The sequence below is a fragment of the Mesorhizobium sp. L48C026A00 genome, from assembly GCF_000502375.1.
Lineage (GTDB): Bacteria > Pseudomonadota > Alphaproteobacteria > Rhizobiales > Rhizobiaceae > Mesorhizobium > Mesorhizobium muleiense.
In genome coordinates this window covers 163710-181228 of the sequence record NZ_AYWU01000008.1, presented here as the reverse complement: position 1 = coordinate 181228, position 17519 = coordinate 163710, and the positions used below count along the sequence as shown (strand labels likewise).

Below are 17519 nucleotides of genomic sequence, written 5' to 3'. Positions count from 1 at the left end.
CACGACAGGGGGAAAACTGTAACCCATGTATCCGGTTCAAAGTGTTACCCATCTATCAACTGGACACCGGCCGCAACGCTGGCGATCCCCCTCTCCCCGTTCTTCACGGGGAGAGGGTAAGGGTGAGGGGCGGCGCCAACTTGGACAGAATTCATTTTGCCACCTGCCTCGCCCCGACGCCCGCCGCCGGCTCGACCCAGGAGATCTCGTGCGTCAGCGTGTTGCGGGTGATCTTCAGCCAGGCCCGGCAGCCGCCGCCGTGGCACCAATGTTCGCTGGCCTCGCCGGCAATGTTGTCGCGCAGATAGACATAGTCGAACACCTCGTCTTCCGAGGCGCCGGCTGCCGGCCGCATCGGCTTGGCGTCGCCGAGATAGGTAAACTCGCCGAGTTCGCGTTCGCCGCAGAAGGGACAGACAATACGCATGCTTTTGGACCGTCCTCAGTGCAGGTTCGGTTGGGCGCCGACGCCCTTTTCATCGATCATCGCGCCCCGCCGGAACCGGTCGAGGCGGAAGCGCGCCGCCTCCTTGTGCAGTTCGTCGCGGGCCAGAAGATGAGCAAAGACAAGGCCGGAGCCGGGCGTCGCCTTGAAGCCGCCATAGCACCAGCCGGCATTGAGATAGAGCCCGTCCACCGGCGTCTTGTCGATGATCGGCGAGCCGTCCATCGACATGTCCATGATGCCGCCCCATTGGCGCAAGAGGCGCACGCGACCGATCATCGGCATCAGCGCCATGCCGCCCTCGCAGACGTCTTCCATCACAGGCATGTTGCCGCGCTGGGCATAGGAATTGTAGCCGTCTATATCGCCGCCGAAGACCAGCCCGCCCTTGTCCGACTGGCTGACATAGAAATGGCCGGCGCCGAAGGTCATGACATTGGGGATCAGCGGCTTGATCGCCTCGGAGACGAAGGCCTGCAGCACGTGGCTCTCGATCGGCAGCCGCAGGCCCGCCATCGCCGCGACCCGCGACGAACTGCCGGCGACGGCCATGCCGACCTTGCCGGCGCCGATTGTGCCGCGCGAAGTCTCGACGCCGGTCACCTTGCCGTTGGCATCGCGCACAAAACCTGTCACCTCGCAGTTCTGGATGATATCGACACCGAGCGCGCTCGCCGCATGGGCGTAGCCCCAGACCACCGCGTCGTGGCGCGCGGTGCCGCCGCGCCGCTGCAGCAGGCCGCCTTGCACGGGAAAGCGGGCATTGTCGAAGTTCAGGAACGGCATCATCTTCTTGACCGCGGCAAGATCGAGCAGCTCGGCATCGATGCCGTTGATGCGCATCGTGTTGCCGCGCCGCGCATAGGCGTCGCGCTGCGCATCGGAATGGTAAAGGTTGATGACGCCGCGCTGGCTGACCATCGTGTTGTAGTTGAGGTCCTGCTCCATCCGCTCCCACAGCTTCATCGACAGCTCGTAGAAGCCGGTATTGCCGGGCAGCCCGTAATTGGAGCGGATGATGGTGGTGTTGCGGCCGGCATTGCCGGAGCCGATCCAGCCCTTTTCGAGCACGGCGACATTCCTGATGCCGTGTTCGCTGGCGAGGAACCATGCCGTCGCCAGGCCGTGGCCGCCGCCGCCGATGATCACCACGTCGTAGCGGTCCTTCGGGCTGGCGTCGCGCCAGGTGCGCTGCCAATTCTTGTGGCCGGAAAATGCGGCGCGGGCGAGGGAGAAGATCGAGTATTTCATGACTCTATTCCGAGGTCGCTCGCGCCGCGCAGGACCATTCTTGACGCATCGGAATCATCCGAAAACCGCTTCACATTTTTCGGTCCGATGCTCTAGATATCCAGCGTGTGGTCGCGCTCCCACTGGGTGAAGTGGGAAGCATAGGAATTCCATTCCTGGTGCTTCAGCTTTAGATAAGCCGACGAGAATTCCTCACCCAGCGCCGCCTTGAGCGATTTGTCGTTGTCGAACTCGCGCAACGCGTCGAGCAGGTTGAGCGGCAGCTTCGGCGCGCCCTCCACCGTATGCCCGAACTGGTACATGTCGATGTCGTAGCGCTTGCCCGGATCGGCCTTCGAGCGGATGCCGTCGAGGCCGGCGGCGATGATGACCGCCTGCAGCAGATAAGGGTTTGCCGCGCCGTCGGGCAGGCGCAGCTCGAAGCGTCCCGGGCCGGGCACGCGCACCATATGGGTGCGGTTGTTGCCGGTCCAGGTCACCGAGTTCGGCGCCCAGGTGGCGCCCGAAATGGTACGCGGCGCATTGATGCGCTTGTAGGAATTGACCGTCGGGTTGGTGATCGCGGCAAGTGCCGAGGCATGCTTCATGATGCCGCCGAGAAAATTCCTGCCCTTCGCCGACAGGCCGAGCTCCATGGCGTTGTCGGCAAAGACATTGGTCTTGCCGTCCTTGTCCCACACCGAGATGTGGGCGTGACAGCCATTGCCGGTCAGGCCGGGGAACGGTTTTGGCATGAAGGTGGCGCGCAGGCCGTGCTTTTCTGCAACGGACCTCACCATGAACTTGAAGAAGGAATGCTTGTCGGCGGTCGCCAGCGCATCGTCGAAGGCCCAGTTCATCTCGAACTGGCCGTTGGCGTCCTCATGGTCGTTCTGGTAGGCGCCCCAGCCGAGCGCCAGCATGTGGTCGCAGATCTCGGCGATGACATCGTAGCGCCGCATCACCGCCTGCTGGTCGTAGCAGGGCTTTGACGCCGTGTCGTATTCGTCGGAAATCGTCTTGCCGTCCGGCGAGATCAGGAAGAACTCGGCCTCGACGCCGGTCTTGACATGCATGCCGTCGCCCGCCGCCTCGTCAATCAGCCGCTTCAGCGTGTTGCGCGGCGCCTGAGCGACCGTTTTTTCGTCCATCATGCAATTGGCGGCAATCCAGGCGACTTCCGGCTTCCACGGCAGCTGGATGACCGAATCCGGATCAGGCACCGCCAGCATGTCTGGATGCGCCGGCGTCAGGTCGAGCCAGGTGGCAAAGCCGGCAAAGCCGGCGCCGTCCTTCTGCATGTCGGCGATGGCCTGCGCCGGCACCAGTTTGGCGCGCTGTCCACCGAACAGGTCGGTGTAGGAAATCATGAAATATTTGACACCGTTCCCTTTGGCGAAGGCGGCGAGATCGTTCCCCATTATAGTTCCTCGCTTATTGGTATTTGGTAGTTTGGTATCAGAAGCCGTTCTTCCCCGGTATCCAGTTGGTCCCGGCCAGCGGCACACCGGCCATGGCGGCGGCTTCGATCGTCAGCGCGACGAGATCCTCGGGCTCGAGATTGTGCAGGCTGTTCTTGCCGCAGGCGCGGGCGATCGTCTGCGCCTCCAGCGTCATCACCTTGAGGTAATTCGCCAGCCGTCTTCCTGCCGCTATCGGATCGAGCCGTTTCATCAGCTCGGGGTCCTGCGTGGTGATGCCGGCCGGATCGCGGCCCTCGTGCCAATCGTCATAGGCGCCGGCGGTGGTGCCGAGCTCGTTGTAGTCCGCTTCCCAGCGCGGATCGTTGTCGCCGAGCGCGACAAGTGCGGCGGTGCCGATCGACACCGCGTCGACGCCGAGCGCCAGCGCCTTGGCGACATCGGCGCCGTTGCGGATGCCGCCCGAGATGATCAGCTGCACCTTGCGATGCATGCCGAGATCCTGCAGTGCCTGCACCGCCGGGCGGATGCAGGCAAGCGTCGGCTGGCCGACATTCTCGATGAACACTTCCTGGGTTGCGGCGGTGCCGCCCTGCATTCCGTCGATCACGACGACATCGGCGCCTGATTTCACCGCAAGGGCTGTATCGTAATAGGGCCGCGCGCCGCCGACCTTGACGTAGATCGGCTTTTCCCAGTCGGTGATTTCACGCAGTTCCAGGATCTTGATTTCGAGATCGTCGGGCCCGGTCCAGTCGGGATGGCGTGAGGCTGAGCGCTGGTCGATACCCTTGGGCAGCGTGCGCATTTCGGCGACACGGTCGGAGATCTTCTGGCCAAGCAGCATGCCGCCGCCACCGGGCTTGGCACCCTGGCCGACGACGATCTCGATCGCATCCGCCCGGCGCAAGTCGCGCGGGTTCATGCCGTAGCGCGACGGCAGGTACTGGTAGACCAGCGTCTTGGAATGGCCGCGCTCTTCCTCGGTCATGCCGCCGTCGCCGGTCGTCGTCGAGGTGCCGGACAGCGTCGCGCCGCGGCCGAGCGCTTCCTTGGCCGGGCCGGACAGCGAGCCAAAACTCATGCCGGCAATGGTGATCGGGATTTTCAGCTCGATCGGCTTTTTCGCATGGCGCGAGCCCAGCACGACGCTGGTGTCGCAGCGCTCGCGATAGCCTTCGAGCGGATAGCGCGAGATCGAGGCGCCGAGGACAAGCAGGTCGTCGAAATGCGGCAGCCTGCGCTTGGCGCCGGCGCCGCGGATATCATAGATGCCGGTCGCAGCGGCGCGACGGATCTCGGAAAGCGTGTAGTCGNCGCTTGGCGCCGGCGCCGCGGATATCATAGATGCCGGTCGCAGCGGCGCGACGGATCTCGGAAAGCGTGTAGTCGTCGAAGGTCGCGGATTTGCGCGGCGTCGTCGGCGGGTTGCGATAGGTCATTGAGCCTCAATACGCGTCGGCGTTGTCGATGTTGAAATTGTATAGGGTGCGCGCCGAGCCGTAACGCGTGAACTCCGCCGCCTTGACGCCGGTCACCCCGGCGCGGTCGAGCAGGTCCTGCAGCAATGCCAGATGCTCGGGCCGCATCTCCTTGGCGATGCAGTCGGCGCCGAGGCTGCCGACCTTGCCGCGCACGAACAGCCGCGCCTCGTAGATGGAATCGCCGAGCGCATCGCCGGCATCGCCCAGCACCACCAGATTGCCGGACTGCGCCATGAAGGCCGACATATGGCCGATATCGCCGTGGACGACGATGTCGATGCCCTTCATCGAGATGCCGCAGCGCGACGACGCGTTGCCCTCGATGACCAGCAGCCCGCCCCTGCCGGTGGCACCGGCATATTGGCTGGCATCGCCTTTGACCGTTATCGAGCCCGACATCATGTTTTCGCCGACGCCGGGTCCGGCCGAGCCATGCACCGTGATGGCGCTGCCGTCGTTCATGCCGCCGCAATAATAGCCGACGCTGCCGCGGACATCGACGGTGACCGGCTGGTCGACGCCGACGGCGACCGAATGGCTGCCTTTCGGATTGAGCACTTCCCAGGCGGTCTGGTTCGAACCGGGAGTCAAATCGTGAAGCGCCTGGTTAAGCTCGCGCAACGGCATCTCGGCCAGGTCGAAGACCCTGGATGCATGGCTCTGGTCGAGTGCCTTGGAGACGTTGATTGCCGGCATGAACTCAATGCTCCCAGAAATAGACGGTTGCAGGCTCGGGTTCCCAGACCCTCGCATTGTCGATGCCGGGCAGTTTGGTCAGCGCACGATACTCCGAGCCGAAGGCGACATATTGGTCGGTCTCGGCCATGACGGCAGGCTTGCAGGCGATCGGATCGCGCACCACGCCGAAGCCGTTCTTGGTGCCGACGACGAAGGTGAAGAAGCCGTCGAGGTCGCTCAGCGTGCCTTCCAGCGCCTCGCCGAGATTCTTGCCATGCGCCATCTGCGAGGAGAGATAGGCGGCCGCGACTTCGGTGTCGTTCTCGGTCTCGAATTTCATGCCTTCGCGGATCAGCTCGCGGCGGACATTGTTGTGATTGGAAAGCGAGCCATTATGCACCAGGCATTGGTCGGCGCCGGTCGAGAACGGATGCGCGCCCATCGTCGTAACTGCCGATTCCGTCGCCATGCGGGTATGGCCGATGCCGTGCGTGCCGGTCATGCTGCGCACGTCGAAGCGATCGACCACCGTTTCGGGCAAGCCGACCTCCTTGTAGATTTCGACAACGTCGCCGGCGCCCATGATGCGGATGTCGGGGCGCAGCGACTGGATCGCCTCGCGCACTTCGTCGATCTTGGCAGGTGCGGTCCTGACCACCGCATGCGTCGATTTCACTGCGATGCTTACCGGCGCTCCGATCGCCTTGGCGAGTTCGGCGTGAAGGTTGCTGAAATCCTGCTCCGGCTTTGCCGACTGCATGGTGATCTTGGCCTCGTTGCCGGATGGCGTGCCATAGATGGCGATGCCGGCACTGTCGGGACCGCGATCGCTGAGCGAGATCAGCATCTCCGAAAGCATCAAGCCGAGCTGGGGCTCGAGCGACTTGTCCTTCAAAAACAATCCGACGATTCCGCACATGTCAGGCTCCCGCGGTGAGGTATGATTTCGGTGCTACCAGCTTCATAAATAGAATTCAACTCATATGAAAGTTTTTTTCATCTTGGACAAGTCGTCCGGCGCAAATGACGCGCCAGACGACCTTATTCCGGTCTAATGGCGATCGATCGCCTTTCTGGTCTCCTCGCCGCTGCGATCCGCCGCCATATCGGCCTCGATCTCAGCGTTCTCCTGGCGCGTCTGGAGGACGTGCCACCCGATCCAGAAGGCGAGGCCGACGATCACCATCACCACTTCAGAACCCTGGAAAGGGTAGATCGCGCCGACGTCCTTGAGGTCCACGGCCCAGCTTTCCATTCCATTGGTCGACATTGCGGTTCTCCCTGTCGGTTGACTAGTTGTCGGTTGACTATTTGATCATGGCCTTTTCGGCGGTTCCCAGTTCGCGGACCGACGCCTCGAACGCATGGTTGAGGGCAAAGTCGACGCCCTCGAGTTCGACCTTCTTCGGTACGCGCAGGAGGTTCATGCTGTTGAGGATCTTGCAGACGACGAAGGTGGGGACGAAGCCGAGCGCGAACATCAGCACCGCGCCGGCAAAATTGCCGAGCGGGTTGATGTGCGCGAAGCCTTCATAGGGCGAGGACGGCTGTCCCCACAGCATGAATCCCGCCACCACGACGCCGAGAAAGCCGCCATAACCGTGCACGGCAACGGCGCCGACCGCATCATCGATCTTGAAGCGGCGCTCGACGAAATAGTGCAGCTTGTAGCAGATGCTCGGGACGATCGCGCCGATCAGCATCGCCTGGATCGGGTGATAGAGGTCATTGCCGGCCGAGGCCGAGATAATGCCGCAAAGCCCCATAGAGAACGTCCAGAAAGGGTCGCCTTTCGAGACGATGTAGCCGGCCAGCATGCCGCCCGACAGCGACATCAAGAAGTTGAAGGTGATCGCCGAGAGCGTGGTCGGCGCGAGATAGATATTGGTCGCCGTCCAGGTCTCGCCGGTGATCTGGCCAGCAATCGTGGCCGGGCTGATCAGCGGAATGTTGCACGCGGCATAGAAGCCCCAGAAGCCGGTGAAGATCAGGAACAGGCCGATCGTGACCAGCCAGACATTGTGGGGCGGGATGTCGCGCGCCGTGCCGTCGGGCCTGAACTTGCCGATGCGCGGGCCCAGCACGATGAGAAAAGCGAGCGCCGCTCCGCCGGCGATCGCGTGCACGACCCCCGATGCATACGCATCATGATAGCCCCAGAGTTTCACCATCCAGCCTTGCGGATGCCAGCCCCAGGACGCGTCGAGGATCCACAGGACCGAGCCGATCAGCACCGCGACGATCCAGAACGCGCCAGAGCGCGCGCGCTCTATGATCGAGCCCGAGATGATCGACGCCGTCGTGATGGAAAACAGCAGAAAGGCGCCCCAGAACACGCCGTTGAGGCGATGCCACAGCGCGGCGTCAGTGGGCGTGACCCCCGTCTCGCCTGGATTGACACCGGAGAGATGGGTGCCCATCAGCGGATTCCATGGTTCGGCAAATGGTGCGGTGACAAGTCCGCCGGCGATGCCCGGCCCGTTGGGGAAGCCGAAATAGATCCACCAGCCGAAAAAATAGAAGGTGATCGTGACGAGCGGAATCGCCATCGCGTTTTTCATCAGCGTTTTCAGATGATTGCGCCGACGCGACACGCCGACCTCGTACATGCAGAACCCGACATGGATCAGGAACATCATGACGATGGTCACCCAGTAATAGAACTCCGTGAAAATGGTCGTTAGAGCGTTGAGATTCCCTTCCATTGCATGTCCCCTCCGTTCAGTTGCGTTCCTTGCCTCTCAGTAAAACTTTTTGCATCTTAGTATTGCGCGCTTTTGGAGTTTTGAGTCAATATGGCGCGGACCGTCGCATGGCCTCAGTGCCCTTGAGCGGCGGACGCCGGCAATCTTGTGAGGAGAAGCAAGTCCATGACCGCATCCTGGAGATTTTCGACCTTGGCGGATCGCCATCGTGCGCTCGGTTCGAAGCTCGAAGACTGGAGCGGGATGGGCACGGCCTGGACCTACGACAAGGACGCCGACGAGGAGTACATCGCCATCCGCACCAAGGCCGGGCTGATGGACGTGTCGGGCCTGAAAAAGGTCCACATCACCGGGCCGCATGCCTCGCACCTGATCGACCTCGCCACGACGCGCGACGTCGAGAAAATATATCCCGGCAAGTCGGCTTATGCCTGCATGCTCAACGAGGCCGGCAAGTTCACCGATGATTGCATCCTCTACCGCACCGGTCCGAATGCCTGGATGGTCGTGCATGGTTCGGGCACCGGCCATGAGGAGTTGCAGCGCGCCGCCATGGGCCGCGATGTCTCGCTGCGCTTTGACGACAATCTGCACGACCTTTCGCTGCAGGGACCGATATCAGTCGACTACCTGGCCAAGCATGTGCCTGGCATACGCGACCTCGCCTATTTCCATCACATGCAGACCCGGCTGTTCGGTTTTCCGGTGATGATCTCGCGCACCGGCTACACCGGCGAACGCGGCTACGAGATCTTCTGCCGTGGCCAGGATGCCGGCACGATCTGGGACACCATCCTCGACGAGGGCAAGAGCGCCGGCATCATCCCGTGCCGGTTCACCACGCTCGATATGCTGCGCGTCGAGAGCTACCTCCTGTTCTACCCCTACGACAATTCGCAGAAATATCCGTTCGAGAACGAAGGCCCCGGCGACACGCTGTGGGAACTCGGCCTCGATTTTACCGTCAGCCCCGGCAAGACAGGGTTTCGCGGCGCCGAGGAGCACTACCGCCTCAAGGGCAAGGAACGCTTCAAGATCTTCGGCGTGCTGCTCGAAGGCAAGGAGCCGGCCGACGAGGGCGCACCGGTCTATCGCGACGGCAAAAGGGTCGGCGTGGTGACCTGCGCCATGTATTCGCCGCTGGTCCAGAAATCGATGGGCATTGCCCGGCTCGACGTCGACTGCGCCGTCCAGGGCACCCGGCTCGAGATCCGCAACCAGAGCGGCGCCATCAGCGCGACGGCTGAGCCGCTTCCATTCGATGATCCGAAGAAGACGAAGCGCACGGCAAAAGGCTGAGGCATACTGAGAGGATGGCAGCGAAAAGCATCATCAGCCGGCCGGTCTACGGAACCCTGTCGCCGCAGCCCGGCAAGCACCATCTTTTCGTGGCCGATGCAGACGGCGCGCTGGCGATAACGGACTTGGCCCCCAAAGCGCCCGACGGTTTTTTTGCAAATGCCCATATTATTTTCATCCCCGGTAATGAGGGCCAGCATGTCGCCGCGCTCGAAGCGCTGAAGCCGGCTCAGCTCTACCAGGGACCTTCCTTCGTCAGCGCCCTGCCGCGGCTGAAGCAGACGCTGGCCAACGCGCATATGGGCCTGCGCCTCTATCTCGCCGGCACCGAGGGGCTGATCGGCCAGGCGATGCAGGCGGCGCTCGAGGCCGGCATCGACCACACCTCGATCCTGACCGAGCATCGCGGCTCGCTGGCGCGCCGCGTCCAATGCGTCCATTGCAAGGGCATCACCGAAAACGTGACGACGCAGCCGGCGACCTGCTCGCATTGTGGCCTGCTTCTTCTGGTACGCGATCACTATTCCAGGCGCCTCGCCGCATTCCAGGGCGTCTGCATCAACGCGGAAGACCGCAGCGAAATTCCTCCGGCGGAGGAGATCTTTCGATGAGCACCGGCACCACCAAGCTTGACGTCGTCGTGAGCGATGTCGTCCCGGTCAACGAACTGGTAACGCGCTTCCATTTCCGCCGGCGCGACGGGCAGCTTTTGCCGACATTCTCCGGCGGCGCCCATGTTGTGGTGGAGATGCGCGACGGCGAGCGGACCAGGCTCAATCCCTATTCGCTGATGGGCTCGCCGCTCGACACGCGCGAGTACACCATCTCGGTGCGCCGCGACGATGCCGGCCGCGGCGGCTCGCTGTTCATGCACAGCACTGTCAGGCCCGGCCATGAGATGGTGATCAGCTATCCGGTCAATCTGTTCTCGCTCGACCTGCGCGCCAGGAAGCATTTGATGCTGGCCGGCGGCATCGGCATCACGCCGTTCATGGCGCAGACCGCGCAGCTGGCGGCGGATGGCGGCAATTTCGAGCTGCATTACACCTGCCGCACGGCTTCGCTCGGCACCTATGCCGATGTGCTCAAGGAGCGCTACGATCGCCGGGTCAGGCTCTATCACGACGATCGCGACGAGCGCATCGAGCTCGACCGGCTGCTGTCGTCGCAGCCGCTTGGCACTCATCTCTACGTCTGCGGCCCGTCGGGCATGATCGGCTGGGTGCGCGATCGCGCCGCTGCGCTGGGCTGGCCGGCGGAAACCGTGCATTTCGAGCATTTTGCCGCTCCGCAGCCCGGTGCCCCGTTCGAGGTGACGCTGGCGGTCAGCGGCAAGACGATCCGCGTCGACGAGCAGCAGAGCCTGCTCGAGGCGATCGAGGCGGCAGGCGTCGATCCGCCCTATCTCTGCCGCGGCGGCGTCTGCGGCCAGTGCGAGACCAATGTCATCGCGCATGACGGCAACTTCATCCACAACGACCACTGGCTGAGCGAGGAAGAGCACCGTTGCGGCAAGAAGATCATGCCCTGCGTCTCGCGCTTCGAGGGCAGGTCGCTGGTTCTGGAAAGATAGGAGGCGAGCCTGGGCATCACCTTTCGTAACGAAACGTTCCGTAACGACTTCACCTTCAGGAACAGCCCGGAGCACATCAGGCGGTTCCCGTTCCCGTTCTACGAAGACAGCTACATGTATGCGGTCAATATCGAGCCGCATGTTCTGGGGCCGAAGGGCAGCGTGCTCGAAAACCTGATCGACGTCGACGAGCACTATGTCGCCGAGATGCAGGACCGTGCGCTGGTGTTGGCGGAAGACCCGCTGCGCTGCCAGTCGCTGCCGCATATGACGCTGGCCGGCTGGGACGTACTCGAACTCCTGATGGAACAGCAGACGCTGGGCTATCCCGAGCATTTCACGCTGACGCGCGACGGCGACAGATGGCGCTGGATCAATCGGCCGCTCGGCATCGACGACAGCTTCACCTTCGGCGACGTGTCGACACTGCCCTATGGGCCGATGGAATACATCACGCGGCAATCGCAAGGCGATTTCTGCATCCTCGACCAGCGTGACGGCAATCTGTGGATGGATGCCGGCATGGTCACCACCCAGGCCGATTGGTCGCTCGATTTCGACATCGGCATGAACTTCTTCGAGTGGCACGCGCCGGTGCCGCTGGCGCATGAGAAGGGCATATTCGTCCGGGCGCTGAAATTCCTCACCAACATCCAGCAAGGCAAGCCGGCGCGGCGGCTGAACTGGACGATGACGATCAATCCGCGCCTCGACACCAGCCCGGAAAATTACCACAAATGGGGTCCGGACCGGGCGACGGTGACGCCCGAAAACGTCGGCGACAAGGTCCATCTGCGTGTCGAATTGCAGAGCTTCTGGCGGCTGCCGCGCTCGAACGGCATCGTCTTCCCGATCCGCTGTTATCTCATCAAAATGGACGAGCTGGTGACCCAGCCGAAATGGGCGCGGCGCCTGCACCGCGTCATCCGCGACCTTCCCGAAGAGCTCGCCAATTACAAAGGCCTGACACGCTACCGCGCGACGCTGGTCGAATGGCTGTCGAAGCTGGACGACGGCAGCCCGACATCGCCCGGCTTCGGGCCGGATTAAGGAGGCTTGCACCGGCGCTTCCGATCACCTGAGAAGATTTTTAACCCGCACCGATGATTTCAGACCGCCTGCGCTGTCCTTATCAATGGGCGTGCCTGGATGGTCCAGCTGCCCGGATAGCAAGGTGGGTCCATGAGATTGTTACAAGGTCAGAATGTCGTCGTCGTTGGAGGAAGCCGTGGTGTCGGCCGCTCGATCGTAGAAGCCGCCCTCAGCGAGGGAGCGACGGTCCTCGCAGTCGCCCGCAGCGCACAGACCCTGGCGGAATTTGCCCGGGAGACTTCGGGCGTGAAGACGTTCGCGGTCGATGCAACTGTGGACATCGCTCCCGATCAGGTCTTCGCCGCGCTGGAACCGGACGTCCTGGTGATATGCGCAGGTGCTCTTGCCCCCTCCGCGCCCCTACATGAACAGAACTGGGAGGCGTTCTCCGCAAACTGGGAAACGGACGTCAAGGCGTCGTTTCTGTTTTGCAAGGCCGCGCTTCGGCGTCCGCTCAAACCGGGCGCCCGGGTTGTTCTGATCTCCAGCGGCGCGGCCTTGACCGGGGGGCCACCGAATTCCGGCGGCTATGCCGGCGCAAAACGCATGCAGATGTTCCTGGCCGGTCATAGCCAGAAGGAATCGGATCGGCTCGGCCTCGACCTGCGCTTCATGGCGCTTGCGCCTATGCGCATCATGCCAGGGACCGGCGTGGGCGACGCCGGCATCGAGAGCATTTCGGCCTATAGGGGCATCCGGCCCATGGAGTTCATCGCGGGCATCCTCGACATGCAAACGCCGGCCGACGTGGGAGGTGCGGTGGTCGCACTCGCCACCCAAAAACCGCAAGGATATTCCTTCGCGGTGAGCGGGAGCGGGCTTGCGCCGGCGGGCTAGGCGCGCGTAATGCAAACCGGACTCAAAATTGCCGGATCCGCATGACAGACTCGCAGGCACCTCTCAAGCCGGTACGTGAGCCGGGCCAGCCGATCCTCGATCGGCTGGCCTTCGAACAGTTCACGGCTGCCCATCGCCGGGAGCTCAAGCTCCATTGCTATCGCATGATGGGCTCGCTGCACGAGGCGGACGACCTTGTCCAGGACACGCTTCTGCGCGCCTGGCGCGCAAGATCGGAGTTCGATGGGCGGGGTTCGGTTCGCGGTTGGCTCTACACGATCGCGACCAACTCTTGCCTCAACGCGCTCAAGGCCAGGTCGAGGGCGAATCGCATTCTCCAGCAGCCCGAACGGCCGGCTTCCCACGGGATGGCCACAGGCGGCCCTGCAGCCGAGGTCACCTGGTTGGAGCCTTACCCGGACGCAGAGCTACCGGGCCGCGCTGATGGTGAGCCGGGTCCGGAAGCGCGCTACGAGACCCGCGAAGCCGTCCAACTCGCTTTCGTCGCCGCGATCCAGGATCTGCCGCCCAGGCAGCGCGCCGCTCTACTGCTTTCCGACGTGCTGGGCTGGTCGGCTGTCGAAACGGCGGGATTGCTGGGCGGGTCGACGGTTTCGATCAACAGCGCATTGCAGCGGGCCCGCATAACCCTTGCGGCGCGATATCCCCAAGGACGTCCCATCCATCGATCGAAGCCCAACCCCGACGAAGGCCTGCTGCTCGAACGTTACATGCGAGCCTGGGAGGCCGCCAATCTCGACAGCCTGATCGAACTCCTGCGGGAGGACGCCACCTATCGCATGCCGCCCTGGCAGGAATGGTATCGTGGACGCGCGGCGATCCGCAGTTTCCTCGAGACCATCTGGGGCAATTTTTCGGGCTTCCGCACCGTAGCCATTGGAGCCAATGCCCAGCCGGCAGTCGGGGTCTATTCCCGCAGCCAGAATGACCCTGCGTGGCGAGCCCATTCGCTGCATGTGATCGAGCCCGCCGAGGGCGGTATCGCCGCCCTGACGATCTATGTGCCGCCGCTCGGCCCCAGCTTGTTTGCGGCCTTCGGCCTGCCGTCATCCTAAAGCGCATCGCATTTGACCGGCCCCATGCGACGCGCTTTAGGTTGTTGTTTCATGCATGTCGATATCGCAAAACCGCTGCACACTTTTGCGCGACATGCATTAGAGCAATTCCAGGAAAAGCGTGAAACGGCTTTCCCTAGGGAATTGCGCATAAACAAAGAGATAGAGCGGTTCTAGCCTGGACCTGTAACATTCCATCCGGCCGCTTCGCGGCCACGGCGCTCAATGAGGGGACTTCGCTTGCGTCCGAAGCCGCTCAAACCGCGCTACTCTGCGGATAGCAGATGATCGAGAGATAGCGCATCGGCAGTTGCGTCAGCTGTTCCGGGCCGTGCGGCGCGTCGGCGTCGAAGAACAGGCTGTCGCCGGGTTTCATCGGATAGAGATTGCTGCCGTGCCGGTAAACCACCTCGCCTTCGAGCATGTAGAGGAACTCCATGCCCTCGTGCTGGAAGGTCGGAAACACGTCGGAATCCTCGGTCAGCGTGATCAGATAGGGCTCGACGACGACCCCGCTGGTGTTCGACCCGATATGGCCGAGCAGGTTGTACTGATGGCCGGCGCGCGTACCCCGCCGCTCGACATCGAGGCCTTGGCCGGCCTTGACGAAGACAGCGCTGCGCTCTTCCTCGAAGCGGCGGAAGAAGGCGGTGACCGGAACGCCGAGCGCCCGCGACAGCGCCTGCAAGGTGGTCAGCGACGGCGAGGTGATGCCGTTTTCGATCTTCGACAGCATGCCAAGCGAAATGTCGGTGGCAGCGGCAAGATCGGCAACAGTGATGCCGAGTTTCTTGCGAAACGCCCGCACCTCGCGGCCGATTGCGACCTCCAGGACTTTTTCGCGGGTGTCGCGGACGGCGTGCGGGTCTTGGGTCAGTGGCGTCCGGATCGTTGCCACGCCCTTCGGCTGTGGCTTGGCCTTGGCGGCGGCGCCATTCCTCAAACTGGAAGCTTTCTTCGCCATGTCGCCACCCGGTCCTGCAGATTAATTTCACTCAGGGTGAACATATTCGCTGCTGATACAGAGCGCAACTGCGACGGCAAGCCACTTTATGTCGAACGCGTGCTCTCCGGGTTTCCGCCATGCGGTTCTGCTGAAAATCCGATTGGTGAAACGTGGTTTCAGCAGAAGGCCTGTTGACAGCATCGAAGGGGCAATTACTGTCCTGTCAGTGAAATTTGTTTCGTTAGGGAAATGAGACCGGGAGGCCCGCAATGAAAAGTCGTGTTGCCGTCATTGGAGCCGGACCCTCCGGCATGGCCCAGCTTCGAGCCTTCAAGTCGGCAGCCGACAACGGTGCGGACATTCCGGAAATCGTCTGCTTCGAAAAGCAGTCCGACTGGGGCGGCCTGTGGAATTACACCTGGCGCACCGGCCTCGACGAGCATGGCGACCCGGTGCATGGCTCGATGTACCGCTATCTCTGGTCGAACGGGCCGAAGGAATGCCTCGAATTCGCCGACTATACGTTCGAGGAGCATTTCGGACGGCCGATCGGCTCCTATCCGCCGCGCGCCGTGCTGTGGGACTACATCAAGGGCCGCGTCGAAAAATCCGGTGTGCGCCAATGGGTGCGCTTCAACAGTCCGGTGCGCATGGTGACCTTCTCCGACACGACGAAAAAGTTCACCGTCACCGCGCATGACCGCACCAACGACGTCACCTATTCGGAGGAGTTCGACAACGTCGTCGTTGCCTCGGGGCACTTCTCCGTGCCCAACGTTCCCTACTTCGAAGGTTTTTCGACCTTCAACGGCCGCATCCTGCACAGCCATGATTTCCGCGACGCCATGGAATTCAGGGATAAGGACATCCTGATCATCGGCCGCTCCTATTCGGCCGAGGACATCGGCTCGCAATGCTACAAATACGGCGCCACATCGATCACCTCCAGCTACCGCTCGAAGCCGATGGGCTTCAAATGGCCTGACAACTGGAAGGAAGTGCCGCTGCTGCAGAAGGTCGTCGGCAAAACCGCGCAGTTCAAGGACGGCAGCACCAGGGATGTCGACGCCATCATCCTGTGCACCGGCTATCTCCACTCGTTCCCATTCCTGACCGAAGATCTGAAGCTCAAGACCGCCAACCGCATGTGGCCGGACGGGCTCTATGAGGGCGTCGTCTGGGAGAGGAACCCGCAGCTGTTCTATATCGGCATGCAGGACCAGTTCTACACGTTCAACATGTTCGACGCGCAGGCCTGGTTCGCGCGCGACGTCATCATGGGCCGCATAAAACTGCCTTCGGCCGAGGCGATGGCCGAACACGGCAGGAACTGGCGGGCGCGTGAGGAAACGCTGGAAGACGCCGAGCAGATGATCTGGTTCCAGGGCGACTACACCAGGGAGTTGATGGAGCAGACCGATTATCCGGGCTTCGACGTCGAGGCCGTCAATCAGACCTTCATGGAATGGGAGCACCACAAGGCGCAAGACATCATGGGTTTCCGCGACCACGCCTACCGCTCGCTGATGACCGGCACGATGGCGCCGCTGCACCATACGCCCTGGCTGCAGGCGATGGACGATTCAATGGAATCCTATCTCGAGGTGAAAGGCGTCGCGGCGGAGTAGCGGCTTCTTCACCACACAGCTTTGCGCGACATGCGTCAGTTGCTGCGCGCCTCGCGCATCTCCTTCGTCGCTTCAATGATCCGGCCGAGCAGGGCATGGAGATCGTCGCGGTGGCCGCTGCGGCCGGCGGGGCCGTTTTCATCTGAAGTCATGACCACGGTCAACGCGCGCCCCGGCACAACATAGACCATCTGCCCGCCATACCCCCACCCGTAGACGACCGCTTCGCCCGCGATCTGACGGATGAACCAACCATAGCCGTAACCGTCACCGGTGAAACGCGAGACGGTGCGTGGCTGCCAGGAGAGCTTGATCCAATCGGCCGGCACGAGCTGCCGTCCGCCGCGGCTCATCCCGCCGCTGCGGTAGAGCTCGCCAAAGGCCAGCAGCGAGCGCGGGCTCATGGCCATCTGGTTGCCGCCGAGATAGATGCCCTGTGGGTCGCGGTCCCAGGCGGTGATGGAAAAGCCCTGCTGCGGCCCGAGCCATTCGCGCGCCAGTTCCAGGGTCGAGCGGCCGGTCCGCCGCGTCAGGATCGCCGAAAGGAGATGGGTCGAGCCGGTGGAATATAGCATGGTGCCGCCCGGATCGTCGTCGAAGGGCATGGCGAGCGCTGCCCGCACCCAGTTGTCGCTTGCCACCCAGCGCCCGTAGTTTGGGCCGGAGGTCCGTCCGAGCCCTGCCTGCATGGAAAGCAGATGTCCGATCGTAACCTGCTGGACCCGCGGATCCGCGTCGGCGGGCAGGTCGGCCTGAAGAAGCGGAGCGATCTTCTGGTCAGTGCCTTGCAGCACGCCCTTGTCGATGGCGATGCCGACGAGCGCCGAGATGATCGACTTGGAGGCCGATTTTATGTTGGCAGGACGTGCCGGAGAGTGGCCGCGATGGCCGCGCTCCGCCACCACCGCGCCCTCATGCGCGATGGCAACCGTGCGCAGCGGCGTCAGGCGCTCGGCCTCGTCGAGGAGCTTTCCAAGCCGCTGCTCTAGGCCATCCGCAGCGTGAGCAGCGACGGACAGGATGAGCAGAAAGGCGAGAATCACGGTGGGGCGCTTCAGCATGAAGCCAGCTTGGGATGCATTTTGGGCAAGACGAAGGTCGGACG

Annotated in this window: 16 protein-coding genes and 1 pseudogene; 7 read left to right on the top strand and 10 right to left on the bottom strand. The window is 62.8% G+C overall.

What is annotated here, in order from left to right:
- Positions 1-151: 151 nt before the first annotated feature.
- From X738_RS59115 to X738_RS59080, 8 genes and pseudogenes are all read right to left on the bottom strand, one after another.
- Entirely contained in the window at positions 152-427 is a 276-nt protein-coding gene (locus X738_RS59115; RefSeq protein WP_023799485.1) for a sarcosine oxidase subunit delta, read from the bottom strand.
- Between the two features lie 15 nt (positions 428-442).
- On the bottom strand, positions 443-1696 hold the full coding sequence (locus X738_RS59110; protein WP_023799484.1) for a sarcosine oxidase subunit beta family protein: 1254 nt from the start codon (positions 1694-1696) through the stop codon (positions 443-445).
- A 92-nt stretch (positions 1697-1788) separates the two neighbouring features.
- Positions 1789-3096: a type III glutamate--ammonia ligase gene (gene glnT, locus X738_RS59105; protein WP_023799483.1), complete on the bottom strand. Its 1308-nt coding sequence runs from the start codon at positions 3094-3096 to the stop codon at positions 1789-1791.
- Between the two features lie 37 nt (positions 3097-3133).
- Positions 3134-4538, bottom strand: a pseudogene (locus X738_RS59100) (FMN-binding glutamate synthase family protein).
- Positions 4539-4544: 6 nt separating this feature from the next.
- A complete protein-coding gene (locus X738_RS59095) occupies positions 4545-5276 on the bottom strand; it encodes a GXGXG domain-containing protein (protein WP_023799481.1) in 732 nt (243 codons plus the stop codon).
- 4 nt (positions 5277-5280) lie between these two features.
- Positions 5281-6177 carry a class II glutamine amidotransferase gene (locus X738_RS59090; RefSeq protein ID WP_023799480.1) on the bottom strand — a complete coding sequence of 299 codons (897 nt, stop codon included), beginning with the start codon at positions 6175-6177 and terminating at the stop codon, positions 5281-5283.
- 132 nt (positions 6178-6309) lie between these two features.
- Positions 6310-6528 carry a hypothetical protein gene (locus X738_RS59085; RefSeq protein ID WP_023799479.1) on the bottom strand — a complete coding sequence of 73 codons (219 nt, stop codon included), beginning with the start codon at positions 6526-6528 and terminating at the stop codon, positions 6310-6312.
- 37 nt (positions 6529-6565) lie between these two features.
- The gene (locus X738_RS59080) at positions 6566-7963 is read right to left on the bottom strand and encodes an ammonium transporter (protein WP_023799478.1); all 1398 of its coding nucleotides are present in this window, start codon (positions 7961-7963) and stop codon (positions 6566-6568) included.
- Positions 7964-8128: 165 nt separating this feature from the next.
- Here X738_RS59080 and X738_RS59075 point away from each other — a divergent pair, with 165 nt between their 5' ends.
- The 6 genes from X738_RS59075 to X738_RS59055 all read left to right on the top strand — a co-directional run bounded on the left by X738_RS59075 (position 8129) and on the right by X738_RS59055 (position 13840).
- Complete coding sequence (locus X738_RS59075) at positions 8129-9262, top strand: aminomethyltransferase family protein (protein WP_023799477.1); 1134 nt, start codon at positions 8129-8131, stop codon at positions 9260-9262.
- 14 nt (positions 9263-9276) lie between these two features.
- On the top strand, positions 9277-9873 hold the full coding sequence (locus X738_RS59070; RefSeq protein WP_023799476.1) for a dimethylamine monooxygenase subunit DmmA family protein: 597 nt from the start codon (positions 9277-9279) through the stop codon (positions 9871-9873).
- Positions 9870-10835, top strand: coding sequence for a PDR/VanB family oxidoreductase (locus X738_RS59065; RefSeq protein WP_023799475.1), 966 nt, complete (start codon positions 9870-9872; stop codon positions 10833-10835). Before X738_RS59070 ends, X738_RS59065 begins: the two co-directional genes overlap by 4 nt.
- A gap of 9 nt (positions 10836-10844) precedes the next feature.
- A complete protein-coding gene (locus X738_RS59060) occupies positions 10845-11885 on the top strand; it encodes a heme-dependent oxidative N-demethylase family protein (protein ID WP_031255026.1) in 1041 nt (346 codons plus the stop codon).
- A gap of 132 nt (positions 11886-12017) precedes the next feature.
- Entirely contained in the window at positions 12018-12764 is a 747-nt protein-coding gene (locus X738_RS0141690; protein ID WP_031255024.1) for an SDR family oxidoreductase, read from the top strand.
- A gap of 41 nt (positions 12765-12805) precedes the next feature.
- On the top strand, positions 12806-13840 hold the full coding sequence (locus X738_RS59055; RefSeq protein ID WP_023799472.1) for an RNA polymerase subunit sigma-70: 1035 nt from the start codon (positions 12806-12808) through the stop codon (positions 13838-13840).
- Between the two features lie 256 nt (positions 13841-14096).
- On the opposite strand, the gene X738_RS59050 is transcribed toward X738_RS59055, so the two are convergent.
- Entirely contained in the window at positions 14097-14804 is a 708-nt protein-coding gene (locus tag X738_RS59050; RefSeq protein ID WP_023799471.1) for a helix-turn-helix domain-containing protein, read from the bottom strand.
- Positions 14805-15055: 251 nt separating this feature from the next.
- On the opposite strand from X738_RS59050, the gene X738_RS59045 reads away from it, so the two are divergent.
- On the top strand, positions 15056-16414 hold the full coding sequence (locus X738_RS59045) for an NAD(P)-binding domain-containing protein (protein WP_023799470.1): 1359 nt from the start codon (positions 15056-15058) through the stop codon (positions 16412-16414).
- Positions 16415-16449: 35 nt separating this feature from the next.
- Here the strand turns inward: X738_RS59045 and X738_RS59040 are convergent, their stop codons facing one another.
- Positions 16450-17475, bottom strand: a complete 1026-nt coding sequence (locus tag X738_RS59040; RefSeq protein ID WP_023799469.1) for a serine hydrolase domain-containing protein — start codon at positions 17473-17475, stop codon at positions 16450-16452.
- Between the last annotated feature and the right edge of the window lie 44 nt (positions 17476-17519).

Bases quoted from the DNA above. Each gene is read 5' to 3' on its own strand.
- X738_RS59065 (WP_023799475.1), top strand. From the start codon at position 9,870: ATGAGCACCGGCACCACCAAGCTTGACGTCGTCGTGAGCGATGTCGTC.
- X738_RS59050 (WP_023799471.1), bottom strand. From the start codon at position 14,804: ATGGCGAAGAAAGCTTCCAGTTTGAGGAATGGCGCCGCCGCCAAGGCC.
- X738_RS59075 (WP_023799477.1), top strand. From the start codon at position 8,129: ATGACCGCATCCTGGAGATTTTCGACCTTGGCGGATCGCCATCGTGCG.
- X738_RS59110 (WP_023799484.1), bottom strand. From the start codon at position 1,696: ATGAAATACTCGATCTTCTCCCTCGCCCGCGCCGCATTTTCCGGCCAC.
- X738_RS59080 (WP_023799478.1), bottom strand. From the start codon at position 7,963: ATGGAAGGGAATCTCAACGCTCTAACGACCATTTTCACGGAGTTCTAT.
- X738_RS59040 (WP_023799469.1), bottom strand. From the start codon at position 17,475: ATGCTGAAGCGCCCCACCGTGATTCTCGCCTTTCTGCTCATCCTGTCC.
- X738_RS59055 (WP_023799472.1), top strand. From the start codon at position 12,806: ATGACAGACTCGCAGGCACCTCTCAAGCCGGTACGTGAGCCGGGCCAG.
- X738_RS59115 (WP_023799485.1), bottom strand. From the start codon at position 427: ATGCGTATTGTCTGTCCCTTCTGCGGCGAACGCGAACTCGGCGAGTTT.
- X738_RS59045 (WP_023799470.1), top strand. From the start codon at position 15,056: ATGAAAAGTCGTGTTGCCGTCATTGGAGCCGGACCCTCCGGCATGGCC.
- X738_RS59095 (WP_023799481.1), bottom strand. From the start codon at position 5,276: ATGCCGGCAATCAACGTCTCCAAGGCACTCGACCAGAGCCATGCATCC.
- glnT (WP_023799483.1), bottom strand. From the start codon at position 3,096: ATGGGGAACGATCTCGCCGCCTTCGCCAAAGGGAACGGTGTCAAATAT.
- X738_RS0141690 (WP_031255024.1), top strand. From the start codon at position 12,018: ATGAGATTGTTACAAGGTCAGAATGTCGTCGTCGTTGGAGGAAGCCGT.
- X738_RS59070 (WP_023799476.1), top strand. From the start codon at position 9,277: ATGGCAGCGAAAAGCATCATCAGCCGGCCGGTCTACGGAACCCTGTCG.
- X738_RS59090 (WP_023799480.1), bottom strand. From the start codon at position 6,177: ATGTGCGGAATCGTCGGATTGTTTTTGAAGGACAAGTCGCTCGAGCCC.
- X738_RS59085 (WP_023799479.1), bottom strand. From the start codon at position 6,528: ATGTCGACCAATGGAATGGAAAGCTGGGCCGTGGACCTCAAGGACGTC.